The 16,784-nt window shown below is 68.9% G+C and carries 14 protein-coding genes; 10 read left to right on the top strand and 4 right to left on the bottom strand.

The window, feature by feature from the left end; genetic code table 11:
* Window positions 1-188: 188 nt before the first annotated feature.
* Window positions 189-1,769, top strand: coding sequence for a thymidine phosphorylase family protein (locus L3N39_RS18035; RefSeq protein ID WP_237258799.1), 1,581 nt, complete (start codon window positions 189-191; stop codon window positions 1,767-1,769).
* Window positions 1,769-2,665, top strand: coding sequence for a ribose-phosphate diphosphokinase (locus L3N39_RS18030; protein ID WP_237258798.1), 897 nt, complete (start codon window positions 1,769-1,771; stop codon window positions 2,663-2,665). The genes L3N39_RS18035 and L3N39_RS18030 overlap by 1 nt, the downstream gene beginning before the upstream one ends.
* Before the next feature lie 221 nt (window positions 2,666-2,886).
* On the opposite strand, the gene L3N39_RS18025 is transcribed toward L3N39_RS18030, so the two are convergent.
* Window positions 2,887-3,672, bottom strand: coding sequence for a DNA-formamidopyrimidine glycosylase family protein (locus L3N39_RS18025; protein WP_237258797.1), 786 nt, complete (start codon window positions 3,670-3,672; stop codon window positions 2,887-2,889).
* A 221-nt stretch (window positions 3,673-3,893) separates the two neighbouring features.
* Here L3N39_RS18025 and L3N39_RS18020 point away from each other — a divergent pair, with 221 nt between their 5' ends.
* Entirely contained in the window at window positions 3,894-5,060 is a 1,167-nt protein-coding gene (locus tag L3N39_RS18020) for a PilT/PilU family type 4a pilus ATPase (protein WP_237258796.1), read from the top strand.
* 306 nt (window positions 5,061-5,366) lie between these two features.
* On the opposite strand, the gene L3N39_RS18015 is transcribed toward L3N39_RS18020, so the two are convergent.
* Together L3N39_RS18015 and L3N39_RS18010 are read right to left on the bottom strand one after the other, a co-directional pair.
* Entirely contained in the window at window positions 5,367-6,251 is an 885-nt protein-coding gene (locus L3N39_RS18015; RefSeq protein WP_237258795.1) for a pseudouridine synthase, read from the bottom strand.
* An 80-nt stretch (window positions 6,252-6,331) separates the two neighbouring features.
* A complete protein-coding gene (locus tag L3N39_RS18010; RefSeq protein WP_237258794.1) occupies window positions 6,332-6,697 on the bottom strand; it encodes a copper-binding protein in 366 nt (121 codons plus the stop codon).
* A gap of 159 nt (window positions 6,698-6,856) precedes the next feature.
* On the opposite strand from L3N39_RS18010, the gene L3N39_RS18005 reads away from it, so the two are divergent.
* Genes L3N39_RS18005 through L3N39_RS17990 form a run of 4 tightly spaced genes read left to right on the top strand, consistent with a single transcriptional unit; the run spans window position 6,857 to window position 9,478 of the window.
* Complete coding sequence (locus L3N39_RS18005) at window positions 6,857-7,165, top strand: PepSY domain-containing protein (RefSeq protein WP_237258793.1); 309 nt, start codon at window positions 6,857-6,859, stop codon at window positions 7,163-7,165.
* Window positions 7,165-7,473 (top strand): PepSY domain-containing protein, encoded by a 309-nt coding sequence (locus tag L3N39_RS18000; protein WP_237258792.1) that lies wholly within the window; start codon window positions 7,165-7,167, stop codon window positions 7,471-7,473. The genes L3N39_RS18005 and L3N39_RS18000 overlap by 1 nt, the downstream gene beginning before the upstream one ends.
* Complete coding sequence (locus L3N39_RS17995; RefSeq protein ID WP_237258791.1) at window positions 7,473-8,138, top strand: response regulator transcription factor; 666 nt, start codon at window positions 7,473-7,475, stop codon at window positions 8,136-8,138. The genes L3N39_RS18000 and L3N39_RS17995 overlap by 1 nt, the downstream gene beginning before the upstream one ends.
* Window positions 8,135-9,478, top strand: a complete 1,344-nt coding sequence (locus L3N39_RS17990; RefSeq protein WP_237258790.1) for an ATP-binding protein — start codon at window positions 8,135-8,137, stop codon at window positions 9,476-9,478. The genes L3N39_RS17995 and L3N39_RS17990 overlap by 4 nt, the downstream gene beginning before the upstream one ends.
* On the opposite strand, the gene L3N39_RS17985 is transcribed toward L3N39_RS17990, so the two are convergent.
* On the bottom strand, window positions 9,472-9,687 hold the full coding sequence (locus tag L3N39_RS17985; protein ID WP_237258789.1) for a DUF3509 domain-containing protein: 216 nt from the start codon (window positions 9,685-9,687) through the stop codon (window positions 9,472-9,474). The two genes, L3N39_RS17990 and L3N39_RS17985, sit on opposite strands and share 7 nt — an antisense overlap.
* 323 nt (window positions 9,688-10,010) lie before the next feature.
* Between L3N39_RS17985 and L3N39_RS17980 the strand changes: the two genes are divergently transcribed.
* The 3 genes from L3N39_RS17980 to L3N39_RS17970 all read left to right on the top strand — a co-directional run bounded on the left by L3N39_RS17980 (window position 10,011) and on the right by L3N39_RS17970 (window position 16,730).
* Window positions 10,011-10,883 carry a WYL domain-containing protein gene (locus L3N39_RS17980; RefSeq protein WP_237258788.1) on the top strand — a complete coding sequence of 291 codons (873 nt, stop codon included), beginning with the start codon at window positions 10,011-10,013 and terminating at the stop codon, window positions 10,881-10,883.
* Between the two features lie 961 nt (window positions 10,884-11,844).
* Window positions 11,845-13,080, top strand: coding sequence for an exonuclease SbcCD subunit D C-terminal domain-containing protein (locus L3N39_RS17975; protein ID WP_237258787.1), 1,236 nt, complete (start codon window positions 11,845-11,847; stop codon window positions 13,078-13,080).
* Window positions 13,077-16,730, top strand: a complete 3,654-nt coding sequence (locus L3N39_RS17970) for an AAA family ATPase (protein ID WP_237258786.1) — start codon at window positions 13,077-13,079, stop codon at window positions 16,728-16,730. Before L3N39_RS17975 ends, L3N39_RS17970 begins: the two co-directional genes overlap by 4 nt.
* The last annotated feature ends 54 nt before the right edge of the window (window positions 16,731-16,784 follow it).

Here is a 16,784-nt window from a genome sequence, read left to right as displayed (position 1 = left end):
GCCGTGCCGCTTGGCAAGCCGTTGCGCTGGCGTTACATAGCAGCGAAGCCTTCGCTGCCGGGCCGGCGTTCGGCGCAACGGCAGGCCACCCGGCGCCATGCCGCTGGACGACGATCCAGGCCGGCCGGCGCGTTGCGCTCCGTCTGCGCCACCACGCGGCCGCGCCGAAACCGCAAGGGACCTTTGCCATGACCAGCCTTTCCAACCAGACCCCGAGCGCCAGCTTGCAACCCGTGCACCTGGCGCTGCGGCGGGTCGCCATCGACACCTACCGCGAGAACGTCGCCTACCTGCACCGCGATTGCGCGGCCTGCCGTGCCGAGGGTTTCCAGGCGCTGGCCAAGGTCGAGGTGCGGGTCAACGGCAAGCGCATCCTGGCCAGCCTCAACCTGGTGGACGACCCGAGCATCGTCGGCTGCAACGAGCTGGGCCTGTCCGAGGACGCCTTCGCCCAGCTCGGCGCCGAGGCCGGCGTGCCCGCCTCGATCGCCCAGGCCGAGCCGGCGCTGTCGATCCCGGCGCTGCACCGCAAGATCGCCGGCGAGCGCCTGAGCCGCGAGGACTTCCTGGCGATCGTGCGCGACGTCGCCGAGCACCGCTATTCGAAGATCGAACTGACCGCCTTCGTCGTCGCCTGCAACCAGGGCGAGCTGGACCGCGAGGAGGTGTACTTCCTCACCGACGCGATGATCCGCGTCGGCCGCCAGCTGGACTGGCGCGAGCACCCGGTGGTGGACAAGCACTGCATCGGCGGCATCCCCGGCAACCGCACCTCGATGCTGGTGGTACCGATCGTCGCGGCGCACGGCATGCTCTGCCCGAAGACCAGCTCGCGGGCGATCACCTCGCCGGCCGGCACCGCCGACACCATGGAAGTGCTGGCCAACGTCGAACTGCCGTTCGAGCGCCTCTGCGAGATGGTCCGCGAGGAACGTGGCTGCCTGGCCTGGGGCGGCAGCAGCGACCTGTCGCCGGCCGACGACGTGCTGATCGCCGTCGAGCGCCCGCTGTCGATCGACTCGCCCGGGCAGATGGTCGCCTCGATCCTGTCGAAGAAGGTCGCCGCCGGCTCCAGCCACCTGTTGCTCGACATCCCCATCGGCCCGACCGCCAAGGTGCGCTCGATGGCCGAGGCGCAGCGCCTGCGCAAGCTGTTCGAATTCGTCGCCGCGCGCCTGGGCCTGGCCCTGGACGTGGTGATCACCGACGGCCGCCAGCCGATCGGCAACGGCATCGGCCCGGTGCTTGAGGCGCGCGATGTGATGCGCGTGCTGCAGAACGACCCACGCGCGCCGAACGACCTGCGGCAGAAGGCCCTGCGCCTGGCCGGGCGCATGCTCGAGTTCGACCCGGACGTGCGCGGCGGCGACGGCTACGCCATCGCCCGCGACATCCTCGAGTCGGGCCGCGCACTGAAGAAGATGCAATCGATCATCGTCGCCCAGGGCGCACGTCCGTTCGACCACAACCAGCCGGCGCTCGCCAGGCTCAGCTTCGACGTGCTCGCCGAGCGCGACGGCGTGGTCACCGGCATCGACAACCTGCAGCTGGCGCGCATCGCCAACCTGGCCGGCGCGCCCAAGGTGCAGGGCGCCGGGGTCGACCTGCTGCGCAAGCTCGGCGAACCGGTGCATGCGGGCGACTGTCTGTATCGCGTTTACGCGGATTTTCCCGCCGACCTCGCCTTCGCCCGCCAGGCCACCGAACGGGCCAATGGCGTCAGCCTCGGCCGCGCCGACCAGGTGCCGACCGTATTCGTGGAGTTCTGATGCAAAGCCTGCTGCTGTATTTCGATGACGAACGCGCCGCCGCGCTGCGCCTGGCCGAGGCCTGCGGCCTGCCCGCTGCCGCGGTCGAGCGCCACCGCTTCCCTGACGACGAACTGCGCCTGCGCCTGCCGCTGGCCGAGGGCCAGGCGATCGCCGGGCAACTGGTGCTCTACCGCGGCCTCGACCATCCCAACGAGAAGCTCGTCGAACTGCTGCTGGTGGCCGGCGAAGCGCGCCGCCTGGGCGCCAGGCGGCTGCTGCTGGTCACGCCCTATCTGGCCTACATGCGCCAGGACATCGCCTTCAACCCGGGGGAAGTGGTCAGCCAGCGGGTGATCGGACGCCTCCTCGCCGACCATTTCGACGGCCTGATCACCGTCGACCCGCACCTGCACCGCGTCGCCACCCTGCAGGAAGCCGTGCCGCTGGCCGATGCCGTGACCCTCTGCGCGGCGCCGGCGCTGGCGCGGCTGATCGCCGAGCGGCACCCCGACGCGCTGCTGATCGGCCCGGATGCCGAGGCGCAACAATGGATCGAGGCGGCCGCGGCCGAGCATGGCTTCGAGCATGGCGTGTGCCACAAGGTGCGCCACGGCGACCATCAGGTGGAGATCGCCCTGCCCGAGCTGCCGTTTGCCGGACGCCGGGTGGTGCTGCTCGATGACGTCGCCAGCTCCGGCCGCACCCTCGCCGAAGCCGCGCAGAAGCTGCTCGCCGCCGGCGCCGCCTCGGTGGACGTCGCGGTGACCCACGCACTGTTCGCCGACGATGCGCTGCAGGTGATCCGCGCCGCGGGTGTCGGGCACGTCTGGAGCACCGATTGCATCGCCCACGAGAGCAACGCCGTGGCGATGGCCCCGCAGCTGGCCGAGGCGCTCAGGCCGCTGCTGCGCTGAAAACGTAGGGTGGAAAACGTGCAAAGCACTTTTCCACCCAGACCAGGCACCCCGGCGGCGCCGAACCCACCGCGTGGACAAGGCTGCGCCGTTGTCCACCCTACAAGCCCCGGAGACGCAACCTCGTAGGGTGGAAAACGTGCGCAGCACTTTTCCACCCAGGCCAGGCACCTCGGCGGCGCCGAACCAACCGCGTGGACAAGGCTGCACCGTTGTCCAGCCTACGCCTCATCCAGCGCGCTCGGCTCTTCGGCTGCGTCCCGCGTGGAGTCGCCATAGCGCTTCTGGCAGCGCTCGCAGAAGAACGCCCGGCGCCGGCTGCGTCCCAGTTCTTTCATTTTCACCAGCGGGATGCGGCAGCGCACGCAGGTGCTCTTGCCATGCGCCAGCCAGTTGGCCTTGAGTACGCCGGCCTTCTTCCAGTCGAGGAACTGGAAGCTGTAGCGGCGCGCCTCGTGCACCAGCTCGCGCAGCTTGGCCGGTGGCAGTTCGCCGATCAGCGACAGCGGGTGCACGCGGACGCGGTAGAGCACCTCGTTCTTGATGATGTTGCCGGAGCCGGCGAACAGGCTCTGGTCGAGCAGCGCATCGCAGGCCAGCAGCCGCGGGCGCTCGCGCAGGCGTTTGAGCGTGGCGCGTGGGCGCCAGGCATCGCTCATCAGGTCGCGGCTCCAGTCGTAGACCGCATCCAGCGGGCCATCGATCAACTGCACCGAACAGGCGTAGAAATTCAGCTCGCCGCCCCCGGCGAAGCCCAGGCTCAGGCGCGGGATGGCTTCCTTGCGCTCGTTGATCCGGTAGCTGCCGAACAGCAGCAGGTGGATGCGCACGGAGACATCCTCCAGCTCGATCAGCAGGTGCTTGCCCCAGCTGTGCACGCCGCGCACGGCCCGGCCGATCAGGCGCGCCTGATCGATGCGGGCGCTGCCCTCGGCGCGCTCGATGCAACGGCCGACGAACGACGCCAGTTCGTCGCGCAGGATGACGATGGAAGGACCTTCGGGCATGGCCTGCCCCTTTCGCTGGCTTACGGATATCGACTGGCCGCCGGCCTGAAGGTGCGGCGCTGGCGCAATCGTCCTCCGGCGGCAACCGGCTCGCCACGAGCGGAACCAGTTCACGTCCGCGGCGTTGTGCCGTCGCAGGCTGGCCCATAAAGTGGGCGCCGTCCGCGGCGCCGGTGATGCAGTGCCATCGCTCGCGTCCCCCACTCGCCAGGATGAAGTCGATGGATATCAAACCCTTGCTGAAAACGCTGGCCGCCAAGGACGGTTCCGACCTGTTCCTTTCCACCGGCGCGCCACCCTGTGCCAAGTTCAACGGCGTGCTCCGCGCGCTGTCCGCCGAGGCGCTGCAACCGGGCGACGTGGCCCAGGTCGCCGAAGGCCTGATGGATGCCGAGCAGCGTGCCGAGTTCGAGCGCGAGCTGGAGATGAACCTCGCGATTTCGCTGCCGAACGTCGGGCGCTTTCGCATCAACATCTTCAAGCAGCGCAACGAGGTGTCCATCGTCGCGCGCAACATCAAGCTGGAGATTCCCGTCTTCGAGGACCTCAAGCTGCCCCGGGTACTGCTCGACGTCATCATGGAGAAACGCGGCCTGGTGCTGTTCGTCGGCGGCACCGGCTCGGGCAAGTCGACCTCGCTGGCGGCGCTGATCGACCACCGCAACCGCAACAGCGGCGGGCACATCATCACCATCGAGGACCCGGTCGAATACGTGCACCGGCACAAGAAGTCGATCATCAACCAGCGCGAGGTCGGCGTGGACACCCGCAGCTTCCACGCGGCGCTGAAGAACACCCTGCGCCAGGCGCCGGATGTGATCCTCATCGGCGAGATCCGCGACCGCGAGACCATGGAGCATGCCCTGGCCTTCGCCGATACCGGGCACCTGGCGATCTCCACCCTGCACGCCAACAACGCCAACCAGGCGCTGGACCGCATCATCAACTTCTTCCCCGAGGAACGCCGGCCGCAGTTGCTCAACGACCTGGGCAACAACCTCAAGGCGTTCATCTCCCAGCGCCTGGTCAAGACCCTCGACGGCAAGCGCCGCGCCGCGGTGGAGGTGATGCTCGGCACGCCGACGGTGCGCGACCTGATCAAGCGCAACGAATTCAGCGAGCTGAAGGAGATCATGGAGAAGTCGAAGAACCTCGGCATGCAGACCTTCGACCAGGCGCTGATCGAGCTGGTCAACGAAGGCGTGCTGGACGAGGAGGAAGCGACCAAGAACGCCGATTCGGCGAACAACGTGCGCCTCAAGCTCAAGCTCTACCGCGACGGCGGCGAAGCCGGCAAGCCGGGCGCGACGGCACCGGCCGGCGAGGGCTGGGGCGGGCTCAAGCTGGAGATGCTCGACGAACCGGACGAGGACGGCCCGCAGCCGTAAGCCCCAGGCACCCTCGCAACCGTGGACAAGGCTGCGCCGTTGTCCACCCTACGCACCGAACCGTCCGGAGGCTGGAAACTCGCACAGCGATTTTCCACCGGCACCCTCGCAACCGTGGACAGGGCTGCGCCGTTGTCCACCCTACGCATCGAACCGCCCGTAGGCTGGAAAACTCGCACAGCGATTTTCCACCCGGCACCCTCGCAACCGTGGACAGGGCTGCGCCCTTGTCCACCCTACGCACCGAACCGTCCGTAGGGTGGACAACTCGCACAGCGATTTTCCACCGCCCTCGCACCCGCGCCGCTACCACGCCAGGTGCAAGCTGCTCTCGAACTCGCGCAGCGCGCCGCTCAGCGGGTCGCGAAAGCGCAGGCTGCGTGCCAGCAGCTTCAGCGGCCGGGCGTAGTCGTCGCGCTCGCGCCGCGCGCGCTCGAGCAGCTGCGGATAGAAGGGATCGTTGCAGATGCCGGCGCCGAGGCTGGCCATGGTCAGGCGCAACTGATGCTTGCGCCCGGTCACCGGCTCCAGCGCGTAGCGCCACAATGCGCCGCGGCGCTCGAGTACCTCGATGCGGGTCTCGCTGTTGGGCTCGCCGTCACCCTCGCGCATCAGGAAGAACGGCTCGCCAGGCTCCATGCACAACCGCTGCACCCGCGGGAAGGTCAGCTGTGGCAGCGCCGGGCAGATCGCCTCGTAGCGCTTGTGCACCGCACGTTCGCGGAACAGCGCCTGGTAGGCGCCGCGGCTCTCGCGGTTGGCGGAGAACAGCACCAACCCGGCGGTGAGCCGGTCGATGCGGTGGATCGGCACCAGGTCCGGATTGCCGAGGCGCCGGCACAGGCGCGCCAGCAGCGTCTGCTCGACGTACTCGCCGGCCGGCATCACCGCCAGGAAATGCGGCTTGTCGGCGACCACCAGGTGCGCGTCGGCGTGCAGGACGCGCTCCTCGAACGGCACCGGCGTCTCGTCGGGCACCTCGCGGAAATAACGCACCTTGAGCCCCGCCCGGTACGGCCGGCTGGCGTCGATCGGCTGGCCCTCGGCATCCAGCACGCGGCCGCGCGCCATGCGCTCGAGCCAGGTCCGGCGGTCGATGGCGGGAAAGCGCTGGCACAGGCAGTCGAGCACCGTGGCCCAGTCGCCGGGCGGCAGGTGCAAGGTGCTGGGACGCGGATCAGGCGGGGTCATGGCGGCGCAACGGGCAATCGGGGCGGCGATGATACCTGCAGGCGGGCGCCAGCCGCAGCGTAGCCGTCGTCCGCGCGGGTTCAGCGTCGCGGTTCGATACCGACGATCGCCGCCGCGTCGCCCTGGCCCTGGAAGGTGAACCGCACCTCGTCGCCGGCCCGCAGGCCGTCGAGCTGCTCGGCGATGACGTGGAAGCGCCGGCTGCCGGCCGCCCAGCCGAGCGCCGGTACCGCGTCATGGGCGATGCTCAGGGTGCCGCGATCGCGGTCGATGCGCTCGATCCGCCCTTCGGCCTGGATCACAGGCGCCGACTGCAGCGGCTCCAGCGACTCCTCGGGCAGCGCCGGCGGCGCCCCTTCGCCAGGCGTCTTGAGCAGGTCCTCGGCATCGGCGGCCGGGGCGACGAGCAGGACCGCGAGCAAGGCGGCCAGGGGCATGGAGGTCATGGCGGGTCTCCGTCGGAGCCAGGCTGCCGGGGGACTGCGCAGCCACCGGTAATGCTGGCAGCTACGCCGGCATTGTCGAGCCCGCAGGCCCATTCAGCTTGATTTAAGCGATGCCCGGTAGCCTTCGAAGCGTCCCAACCAACCACGGAGATCCACCCCATGAAAACCTTCGCTACGCTGATGACTGCCGCTGCCCTGGCCCTCACCGCCAACCTGGCCATGGCCCGCGACCTCGGCCCGGACGAGGCGCTGCAGCTGCGTGACGCCGGCACCATCCAGTCCTTCGAGAAGCTCAACGAGGCGGCGCTGGCCAAGCACCCGGGCGCCAAGGTCGAGGAGACCGAGCTGGAAGAGAACTACGGCCGCTACATCTACCAGGTTGAACTGCGCGACGACAAAGGTGTGCAATGGGACCTGGAACTCGACGCCAAGACCGGCGAAGTACTCAAGGACCAGCAGGACGACTGATGCGCGCCACCCTCCTCCTCTGCACGATGCCGCTGGTCCTGCTGCTCGCCGCCACCCCGGCGGCGAGCCGCGACCTGGACCAGGACGAGGCCCTGCGGCTGCGCCGCGAAGGGCTTATCCTGCCGCTCGACGGGCTGCTCGACAGCGCGCTGGCGCGGCACCCCGGAGCGCGTCTGCTCGAAGCCGAGCTGGAGGAGGAGCATGGTCGCTACGTATACGAGATCGAGCTCCTGACCCGCGGCGGCGTCGCCCGCGAGCTTGAGCTCGACGCCCGCACCGGAGAGGTGCTCAAGGACGAGGTGGACTGATGCGCCTGCTGGTCGTCGAAGACAATGTCCCGCTGGCCGACGAGCTGGTCGCCAGCCTCAACCGCCAGGGCTACGCCACCGACTGGCTGGCCGACGGCCGCGACGCCGACTACCAGGGCAGCAGCGAGCCCTACGACCTGATCATTCTCGACCTCGGCCTGCCCGGCAAACCCGGGCTCGAGGTGCTGCGCGCCTGGCGCGCCCGCGGCCTGGCCACACCGGTGCTGATCCTCACCGCGCGCGGCTCCTGGGCCGAGCGCATCGACGGGCTCAAGGCCGGCGCCGACGACTACCTGACCAAGCCCTTCCACCCCGAGGAGCTGCTGCTGCGCGTGCAGGCGTTGCTGCGCCGCGCCCACGGGCTGGCCAACCAGCCGCTGCTAGAGGCCGGTGGCCTGGCGCTGGACGAGGCGCGGCAGAGCTGCCGGCGCAACGGCGAGGACATCGAGCTGACCGCCGGCGAGTTCCGCCTGCTGCGCTACTTCATGCTGCACCCCGGCCAGGTGCTGTCCAAGTCGCAGCTGGCCGAGCACCTCTACGACGGCGAGACCGAGCGCGACTCGAACGTCATCGAGGTGCACATCAACCGCCTACGCGGCAAGCTCGGCCGCGAGCTGATCCAGACCCGCCGCGGCCAGGGCTACTGCTTCGGCGCCGCCTCGTGAGGTCCATCCAGCGCAGCCTCAGCCTCGGCCTGGTGGCGATCCTGGTGATCGTCGGCCTGGTGCTGCTGCAGACCAGCCTCTGGCTGTTCGAGGCAGGCCTCAAGCGCAGCTTGGAGACCGACCTGCGCGAGGAAACCGAAGGCCTGCTGCTGGCCGTGGTACGCGGCAGCGAGGGCATGAAACTCGACATCCAGCGGCTCAACCCGCGCTACCACCGGGCCTTCTCCGGCCACTACTTCCTGATCCAGCTGCCCGGGCAGACCTGGCGCTCGCGTTCGCTGTGGGATGCCAGCCCCGCCTGGCCCGAGGCGCCCGGCCTGGCACCCGAACTGCTCGCCGGCCCACGGGACCAGCGCCTGCTCGCCTATACCGCGCACTACCAGCGCGAGGGCCAGGCCATCGTCATCAGCGTGGCGCAGGACTACACGCCGGTGCTCGACAGCTTCGCCCGGGTGCGCCTGAGCGGCCTGGGCCTGGTCGGCATGGCCCTGCTGGTATTCCTGCTGCTGCAGCGCTACGCGGTGAGCCTGGCGCTGCACCCGCTGGAGCGCGCCCGCCGGCAGATCGCCCAGTTGCAGCAGGGCCAGCGCCAGCAGCTCGAAGGCGACGTGCCGCTGGAGCTGCAGCCGCTGGTCGAGCAGATCAACCACCTGCTGCTGCATACCGACGAAACCCTCAAGCGCTCGCGCAACGCCCTGGGCAACCTCGGCCACGCGCTGAAGACGCCGCTGGCAGTGCTCACCAGCCTGCTCGAGCGCGAGGAGCTGGCCGCCCACCCGCAACTGCGCGCCGCGCTGGAAGAGCAACTGGGGCAGATCCAGCAGCGTGTCAGCCGCGAACTTGGCCGCGCGCGACTGGCCGGGGAGGTGCTGCCCGGCGGGCATTTCGACTGCGATGCCGAGCTGCCGGCCTTGTTCGACACCCTCGCCACCATCCACCGCCCGGGCCTGGACCTGCGCTGGCAGGCACCGCCGGGCTGCCGCCTGCCGTGGGACCGCGAGGACATGCTCGAACTGCTCGGCAACCTGCTGGACAACGCCTGCAAATGGGCCGCCGGCCAGGTGCGCCTGCGTATCGAGCGCCATGCCGACGGCTACCTGCTGCTGGTCGACGACGACGGCCCGGGCATTCCCGCCGAGCGCCGCGAACAGGCCCTGGCCCGCGGCGCTCGGCTGGACGAGCACGCCCAGGGGCACGGGCTGGGGCTGAGCATCGTCGGCGACATCGTGGCCGCCTGGCACGGCGACTGGGAACTGGCGCAGGGCCCGCTGGGCGGCCTGCGGGTGCGCGTCACGCTGCCACTGCCGGGGCGGCAGGCGCGCGCTACGGTTGATCAGTGAGGGCGGGCGAGTTCGTTGCGGATGTCTTCGAGGATGGTTTCCACCAGCAGGGTGTTCTGCACCTGCCGATCGGCCATGACCCGCGTGGCCTCGGTCCCGTTCAGCGGGTAGCCGACGCGCACCACCAGATAGCCATCGGGCTGCGGTTCGACACGGGTGTTGTACTGCGAGGAGAAGTTGTCAGCCAAATGCCGGGACAGCGTCTTCATGGAGCATCTCGAAGGTGAGCCTGTCACAAAGACCCTGCCGCGGACTCGGAGATTCACACCGTTCATCGGGAAGCAGGGCGGATTCGTCCTGCTGTCACATTGGCCCGCCGCCGCCCGCATCAATGCCGGGGCTCGCCATAGGCGAGCCAGGCCAGCAACACCATCGCCAGCACTGCCAGCGTCGAAACCACCAGAGCCTGCAGCAGCATGGGCATACCCTCCTCGGCATCCATCGGCTTGAAAGACCCCTGGAATATATGTAGCGTCCGACGACACGTCGAGCATGCCTACAGGGGCATGTAAGCTTTTGGAGCAGGTTGCGCATGAAACGCAAACAGTCGATCAGCCACATCCGCTGGGACCTCGCCCTTCGCTACCGCCTGATCGAGACGGTCGCCTGGTGGGAAGGCCGCCTGACCACCGGCCACCTGATGCAGAGCTTCGGCATCAGCCGCCAGCAGGCGTCGAAGGACATCAACACCTACCTGAACGAACATGCGCCGAAAAACCTGACATATGACCGCCACCTGAAGGGCTACAAGCCGAGCAAGACCTTCCGCCCGCTGTTCATCGACGGCAGCGCCAGCGCCTACCTGCACCTGCTCGACCAGAACCGCGTGCGCGCCCCGCACATCGAGGGCCTGGCGCTGGCCTATGCACATACGGAAGTGCTGCAGGTGCCGGACCGCAGCATCCGCCCCGAGGTGCTGCGGCCGATCCTGCAGGCTTGCCGCGAGGGGCTGCGGCTGGAGAGCGAGTACGTCTCGCTGGCCAACCCGGAGGTGGAGATCCGCGTGATGGCGCCGCACACGCTGGTCTTCACCGGCATGCGCTGGCATGTGCGGGCCTACTGCGAGAAGAACCGCGCGTACCGCGACTTCGTGCTCAGCCGCTTCCGCGGCGAGCCGGACCTGATGGACGAAAGCGAACACACCCGCGAGCAGGATGCGGCGTGGAACACGCCGGTGACGGTGCTGATCGAGCCGGATGCGCGGCTGAGCCCGGCACAGAAGGCGATCATCGAGGCGGATTTCGGCATGCTCGACGGCCACCTGCCGGTGGAGACCCGTGGCGCACTGGTGCAGTACGTGCTGCAACGCTTCGGCATCGACCCGAACACCGTGCAGGCCAATGCGGCGGCGCAGCAGCTGCAGGTGGGGAATCTGCAGGCGTTGAAGGGGTGGTTGTACTCGTGAGGGTTAGTGAGGGTGGTCGTGACCGTGAAGGGCCGCTGCCTCCATGTAGGAGCGGTCTCGACCGCGAAAGGCCGCTGCCCCCGAGTGGGAGCGGTCTTGACCGCGACAGGCCTCTGCCCCCGAGTGGGTGCGGTCTTGACCGCGAAAGGCCGCTGCCCCCGAGTGGGAGCGGTCTTGACCGCGAAAGGCCGCTGCCCCCGAATGGGAGCGGTCTTGACCGCGAAAGGCCGCTGCCCCCGAGTGGGAGCGGTCTTGACCGCGAAAGGCTGCTGCCCCCGAGTGGGAGCGGTCTTGACCGCGAAGAGACCGGGCACGGAGCCCACTATCGGCACGCCAGGCTTTCCCCGGCCCGACGTACCACCTGCGCGCTGAACGCCGACCTACTTTTTCCGCTCGCGGAGGAAACCGTAGGGTGGAAAACCGCGCAGCGTTTTCCACCGGGGGTGGCACTCCCGCTTGGGTTAGACGCGGCGCGTTTCTCGGCCCTGCCTATAGGTTGCGCCTTGCACGGCGCGTCACTTTCTCTTGTCTCGCCAAGAGAAAGTAACCAAAGAGAAGGCGACCCCGACATCCGGGTCTGGCCGCTGCGCGCCCAGACTTCCCTCACTCCGGCGCCGCTCCGGGGGTACGTCACGAAGGGGCGTCCCTGCCCCTTCGTTCCTCGCTCGGCGTCCATGCCTCGCGCCCCCCTACGCAACGCCTGCGTTCGGCCTCCTGAAGGGGAAGAGAGTCCGAGTTGCCTGACGGAACAGCGGCTGGCTTCGCTTCGCCTCGCTTTGTTTGTTGGATTTGCCTTTCGCTTTTCCATGCACGGCCTAGCAGGCAACACCCGCTTCCCCAGGAGGGTGAGTGAAATCGTTGCGCAGGTGAGCCACATGGATGCGGCGACCGACGCAACCACCCGCAGCACATCCCTCGCCAGCGGTACGCCGCGGCGCCCGCAGACAATGAGCCTGAGCCCATGCGCCTGATCCACACCTCCGACTGGCACCTCGGCCAGACCCTCCACGGCCAGGACCGCGACCACGAACACGCGCAGTTCCTCGCCTGGCTGCTCGACCAGCTGGTAGCCCACCGCGCCGACGCCCTGCTGATCGCCGGCGACGTGTTCGACACGGTCAACCCGCCACTCAAGGCCCAGGAACGCCTCTACGACTTCATCGTCCGCGCCCACGAAAAGCTCCCGCAGCTGGACATCGTGATGATCGCCGGCAACCACGACTCGGGCGGGCGCATCGAGCTGCCGGCGCCGCTGATGAAGCGCCTCAATGCCCATGCCGTTGGCCGCATCAGCTGGGTCGCCGAGGGCCAGCTCGACCACCAGCGGCTGCTGGTGCCGCTGCACGACGCCGCTGGCAACACCGCCGCCTGGTGCCTCACCCTGCCCTTCCTGCGCCCGGCCGAGGTCACCGGAATGACGCTGGGCGACGACTACATGGCCGGCATTCGCCAGGTGCATGAACGCCTCATCGCCGCCGCCGAATCCGCACGCCAGCCCGGCCAGGCACTGGTTGCCATGAGCCATGCGCACATGGCCGGCGGCGCGGTGTCGGAGGAGTCCGAGCGCAATATCGTTATTGGCAATGCCGAGGCCCTGCCGGCCAGCCTGTTTCCCGAGTCCGTCGCCTACGTCGCCCTCGGCCACCTGCACAAGCCGCAGCAGGTCGCCGGGCAGGCGCGCATCCGCTACAGCGGCTCGCCGCTGCCGCTGTCCTTCACCGAGATCAATTACCCGCATCAGGTGCTGCTGGTCGAGCTCGATGGCGAGGCCCTGAAACAGGTCGACAGCCTGGCGGTACCGCGCGCGGTGGAGATGATCCGCATCGGCCGTGCGCCGCTGACCGAGGTTATCGCCGCGCTGGAGGCGCTGCCGCCCACCGGCCTGTTCGACGAACATCTGCCCTGGCTGGAGGTACGCGTACTGCTCGACGAACCGCTGCCGGACCTGCGCCAGCGCATCGAAAGCGCGATAACCGGCAAGGCCTGCCGACTGGTGCGCATCGCCAGCGAATACGCCGGCAAACGCGGCGAGACGGAATCGGAAGTGCTGCTCGGCCTCGACCAGATCAGCCCGCAGGAACTGTTCGCCCGCGCCTGGGAAGAACAGTACGGCAACCCGGCGGATGAACAGGCGCTGGACGATTTCGCCACGCTGCTGCAACGGGTCGAGTTCGCCCATGAGGAAGATGACCAATGAGAATCCTCGCCATCCGCCTGAAGAACCTGGCCTCGCTGGCCGGCGAGCAGGTCATCGACTTCAGCGCGGAACCCCTGGCCAGCGCCGGGCTGTTCGCCATCACCGGGCCTACCGGCGCCGGCAAGAGCACCATTCTCGACGCCCTGTGCCTGGCGCTGTTCGGCAGCACGCCGCGGCTGGACGGCGTGTCGCCACTGAACAAGGTGCCCGAGGTGGATGCCGAGATCGGCGGTGGCGACGAGCGCAACCTGCTGCGCCGTGGCTGCGGCAGTGGCTACGCCGAGGTGGATTTCGTCGGTGTCGACGGCCACCGCTACCGCGCACGCTGGGAGGTCAAGCGCGCCCGCGAGAGGATCGACGGCCGCCTGCAGGCCAGCAGCCAGAGCCTTACGGATCTCGACAGCGGCACGCTGCTGGCCAGCGGCAAGAAACGCGAGTTCAGGGAGCTGCTCGAAGCCCGCCTGGGGCTGACCCTGGCCCAGTTCACCCGCGCCGTGCTGCTGGCGCAGAGCGAGTTCGCCGCCTTCCTCAAGGCCGACGACAACGAGCGCGGCACTCTCCTGGAAAAGCTCACCGATACCGGCCTCTACAGCCGCCTCGGCCAGGCCGCCTTCGAGGCCGCCAAGCAGGCGAAGGAAGGCCTCGCCCGCCTGGAGCAGCAGGCCGGCGGCCTGCAGCCACTGGAGCCGGAGCAGCGCGAGGGTCTGGAGAAGGAACACCAGGCGCAGCTCGATGCGCTGAAAGCGCTGCAACAGCAGCTCAAGGCGCTCGAAGCCCAGCGGCAATGGCTGGCCGAACTGGAGCGGCTGCAAGCCGAGCGCGATGCCGCTCAGCAGCAACTGCAGGGTGCCGAAGACGAGCGTGAAAACCTCGCCGAGGCCCGGCGCATCCTCGACCTGTTCGAGCAACTGGCGCCGCAACGCCATCGCTTCCTGCGCCTGCAGGATCTCGGCCCGCTGCTGGACAAGGCCGCCGACAGCCTGGCGCGCCTGCAGCATGAGGAACAGGCCGTGCAGCAGCGCCTGGCCGAGCTGCAGAGCCAATGCAGCGCCGCCAGCGGGCAACTGCGTTCGGCCGAACAGGCGCGCCAGGACGCCGAGCCGCGGCTCGTCCAGGCGCGCCGTGAAGAAGAACGCCTGCAGCATTTGAACGCCGACCTCGCCTTGATCCGCGAAGAAAGCATCCAGGCCGATGCCGCGGCCAGCGCCGGCGAGGCAACGCTCAAACAGCTCGAGCAGCAGCAACAGCGCACCGCCGAACAGCTCGCGGCGCTGGCACAGCCACTCGAAACGAGTGCAGCCCTGCAACCACTCTGTGCGGCATGGGACGGTTACCGTCCGCGTCTGCAACAGGCCGTCCAGCTGGCGGCACGCTTGCAGCAAGGCCAGCGCGAGCTCCCCGCGCTGGAAGCGCAGGCCCAGGCTGCCGAAACCCAGCAGAATGTGGCCCGCGAGGCGCTGGACGACCTGCAACGCGAGCGCGACAGCGACGTCGGGCTGGCCGAACAGCTGGCCCGACTGCATCGACAGCTCGACGACTGGCGCCAGGCCGAGCGCGAAACCGAGGCCCTGCGCGAGCTCTGGTCGCAGCAGCGTGCGCTCGAAGCCAGCCGGCGCGAACTGTTGGACGCCGCCACCGAACAGCAGGCCGAACTGGACAGCCTGGTACCGCTGGGCAAACAGGTCCGCATCGATCGAGATGCCGCCGAGCAGGCGCTCACGGTCACCCTCGCCGTGCTCGAGCGCCAGCGTCTGGCGCGCAGCGAGAATGTCGAGGCGTTGCGCGCGGCACTAGTGCCCGGCGAGCCCTGCCCGGTCTGCGGCAGCGATGAACATCCCTGGCAGCAGACCGATGCGCTGGTTGCCAGCCTTGCTCGGCACGACGACAGCGAGGCCGCGCGCGCGCAGCAGGCGTTACAGCAACAGGACCAGCGCCTGCAGGAGCTGCGCGATCGCCATGTGGCGCTCAGCACGCAGTTGCGCCAGACGCAGCAACGCCAGGGCGAAGTCGAGGTGCAGCTGCAGGCCCTGGCACCGCGCCTGCTAGCCCTGCCCGCACACTCGCGATTGCTTGAGCAGCCGGAAGCCGAGCGTTCGCAATGGCTGCAAGCGCAGCTGACGACACTCAAAGGCCAGATCACCAGCGCCAGCCAGCGTCAGCAGCAACTGCTCGCCCTGCAACAGCGCAGCGAAACCCTGCAGCAGGCCTGGCAGGCCGCGCGCGAGGCCTGTGTCGAGGCGACTCAACGGCTCGCGCGCCAGCGCGATGCTCTGGCCCGCGACAGCCAGCAGCTCGACGAGGAGCTGGCGGCCTTTGCCGAACTGCTGCCCACCGAACAACTGCAGCGCTGGCGCGAAGATCCGGCACAGACCTTTATGCAGCTGGACGCCAGCATCGCCACGCGCCTGCAGCAGCTGCAGGCGCAAGCCGAGCTGGCCGAGGAGCTGCGCCAGTGCGAGCAGCGCCGCAGCGACGAACAGCTGCAGCAGCGCCATCGCCAGGAGAAACAGGCAAGCTGCAGCGCACGACTGACCGAGCGCGAGAAACTGCTGCTGGCCTGCCAGCAGGCGCTGCGTACCAGCCTTGGCGAACAGACCAGCGCCAGCGCCTGGCAACAGCAGCTGGACGCGACCATCCAGGCTGCGCGGCAAACCCAGGCCGGGATCGATCGGCAGCTCAACGAGAGCAAGCTTGGCCTGACGCGCCTGCACAGCGAGCAACAGAACTGCCGCCAGCGCCACGCCGAACTGCAGCAGGAGCGCGACGTGCTGCAAGTCGAACTCGCCGCCTGGCGCAGCGCCCATCCGGCGCTGGACGACGCCACCCTCGCCCAGTTGCTGCAGATGGACGAGGCGCTGCTGGCCGAGGCGCGCCAGCGCCTGCAGCAGAACGCCGAAACCCTGACCCGCTGCCGCGAACGCCTCGACGGCTGCCTTAATCGCCTGAACGTGCACAAACAGCAGCAGGCCGAAACGCCGGATACCGAACTGCTGCAGCAGCGCCATGCCGAGCAACTGCAGCAGTGCGAACAGGCCGAGCAGCGCTGTGCCGAAACCCGCGCCGCGCTGCTCGACGACGACAAGCGTCGTAGCCAGAGCCAGGCGCTGCTGGCGCAGATCGACGAGGCGCGCGCCGAAATGCAGCGCTGGGGGCGCATCGCCGCGCTGATCGGCTCGAGCGACGGCGGCGCCTTCCGCAAGATCGCCCAGGCCTACAACCTCGACCTGCTGGTGCAGCACGCCAACGTGCAGCTGCGTCAGCTGGCCCGCCGTTATCGGCTCAAGCGCGGCGGCAGTCCGCTGGGCCTCTTGGTGATGGATACCGAGATGGGCGACGAGCTGCGCTCGGTGCATTCCCTGTCCGGCGGCGAGACCTTTCTCGTCTCGCTGGCCCTGGCACTGGGCCTGGCCTCGATGGCCTCGAGCAAGCTCAGGATCGAATCGCTGTTCATCGACGAAGGCTTCGGCAGCCTCGACCCCGAGTCGCTGCAGATCGCCATGGACGCGCTGGATTCGCTGCAGGCCCAGGGTCGCAAGGTGGCGGTGATCAGCCACGTCGCCGAGATGCACGAACGCATCCCGGTGCAGATTCAGGTACAGCGCCAGGGCAACGGGCAGAGCGGGCTGAAAATCGTTGGCGCAGGGGGCTGACCGGGCCGGCCGATGCAGGCGCAGAGCCGCATGCCGCGGGCGTGCAAACAGCGA

The sequence above is a fragment of the Pseudomonas oligotrophica genome (genome assembly GCF_021726475.1).
Taxonomy (GTDB): Bacteria; Pseudomonadota; Gammaproteobacteria; order Pseudomonadales; family Pseudomonadaceae; genus Stutzerimonas; species Stutzerimonas oligotrophica.
This window is presented reverse-complemented; position numbering and strand designations above follow the sequence as displayed.

Bases quoted from the DNA above. Each gene is read 5' to 3' on its own strand.
- L3N39_RS18035 (WP_237258799.1), top strand. From the start codon at position 189: ATGACCAGCCTTTCCAACCAGACCCCGAGCGCCAGCTTGCAACCCGTG.
- L3N39_RS18030 (WP_237258798.1), top strand. From the start codon at position 1,769: ATGCAAAGCCTGCTGCTGTATTTCGATGACGAACGCGCCGCCGCGCTG.
- L3N39_RS18025 (WP_237258797.1), bottom strand. From the start codon at position 3,672: ATGCCCGAAGGTCCTTCCATCGTCATCCTGCGCGACGAACTGGCGTCG.
- L3N39_RS18020 (WP_237258796.1), top strand. From the start codon at position 3,894: ATGGATATCAAACCCTTGCTGAAAACGCTGGCCGCCAAGGACGGTTCC.
- L3N39_RS18015 (WP_237258795.1), bottom strand. From the start codon at position 6,251: ATGACCCCGCCTGATCCGCGTCCCAGCACCTTGCACCTGCCGCCCGGC.
- L3N39_RS18010 (WP_237258794.1), bottom strand. From the start codon at position 6,697: ATGACCTCCATGCCCCTGGCCGCCTTGCTCGCGGTCCTGCTCGTCGCC.
- L3N39_RS18005 (WP_237258793.1), top strand. From the start codon at position 6,857: ATGAAAACCTTCGCTACGCTGATGACTGCCGCTGCCCTGGCCCTCACC.
- L3N39_RS18000 (WP_237258792.1), top strand. From the start codon at position 7,165: ATGCGCGCCACCCTCCTCCTCTGCACGATGCCGCTGGTCCTGCTGCTC.
- L3N39_RS17995 (WP_237258791.1), top strand. From the start codon at position 7,473: ATGCGCCTGCTGGTCGTCGAAGACAATGTCCCGCTGGCCGACGAGCTG.
- L3N39_RS17985 (WP_237258789.1), bottom strand. From the start codon at position 9,687: ATGAAGACGCTGTCCCGGCATTTGGCTGACAACTTCTCCTCGCAGTAC.
- L3N39_RS17980 (WP_237258788.1), top strand. From the start codon at position 10,011: ATGAAACGCAAACAGTCGATCAGCCACATCCGCTGGGACCTCGCCCTT.
- L3N39_RS17975 (WP_237258787.1), top strand. From the start codon at position 11,845: ATGCGCCTGATCCACACCTCCGACTGGCACCTCGGCCAGACCCTCCAC.
- L3N39_RS17970 (WP_237258786.1), top strand. From the start codon at position 13,077: ATGAGAATCCTCGCCATCCGCCTGAAGAACCTGGCCTCGCTGGCCGGC.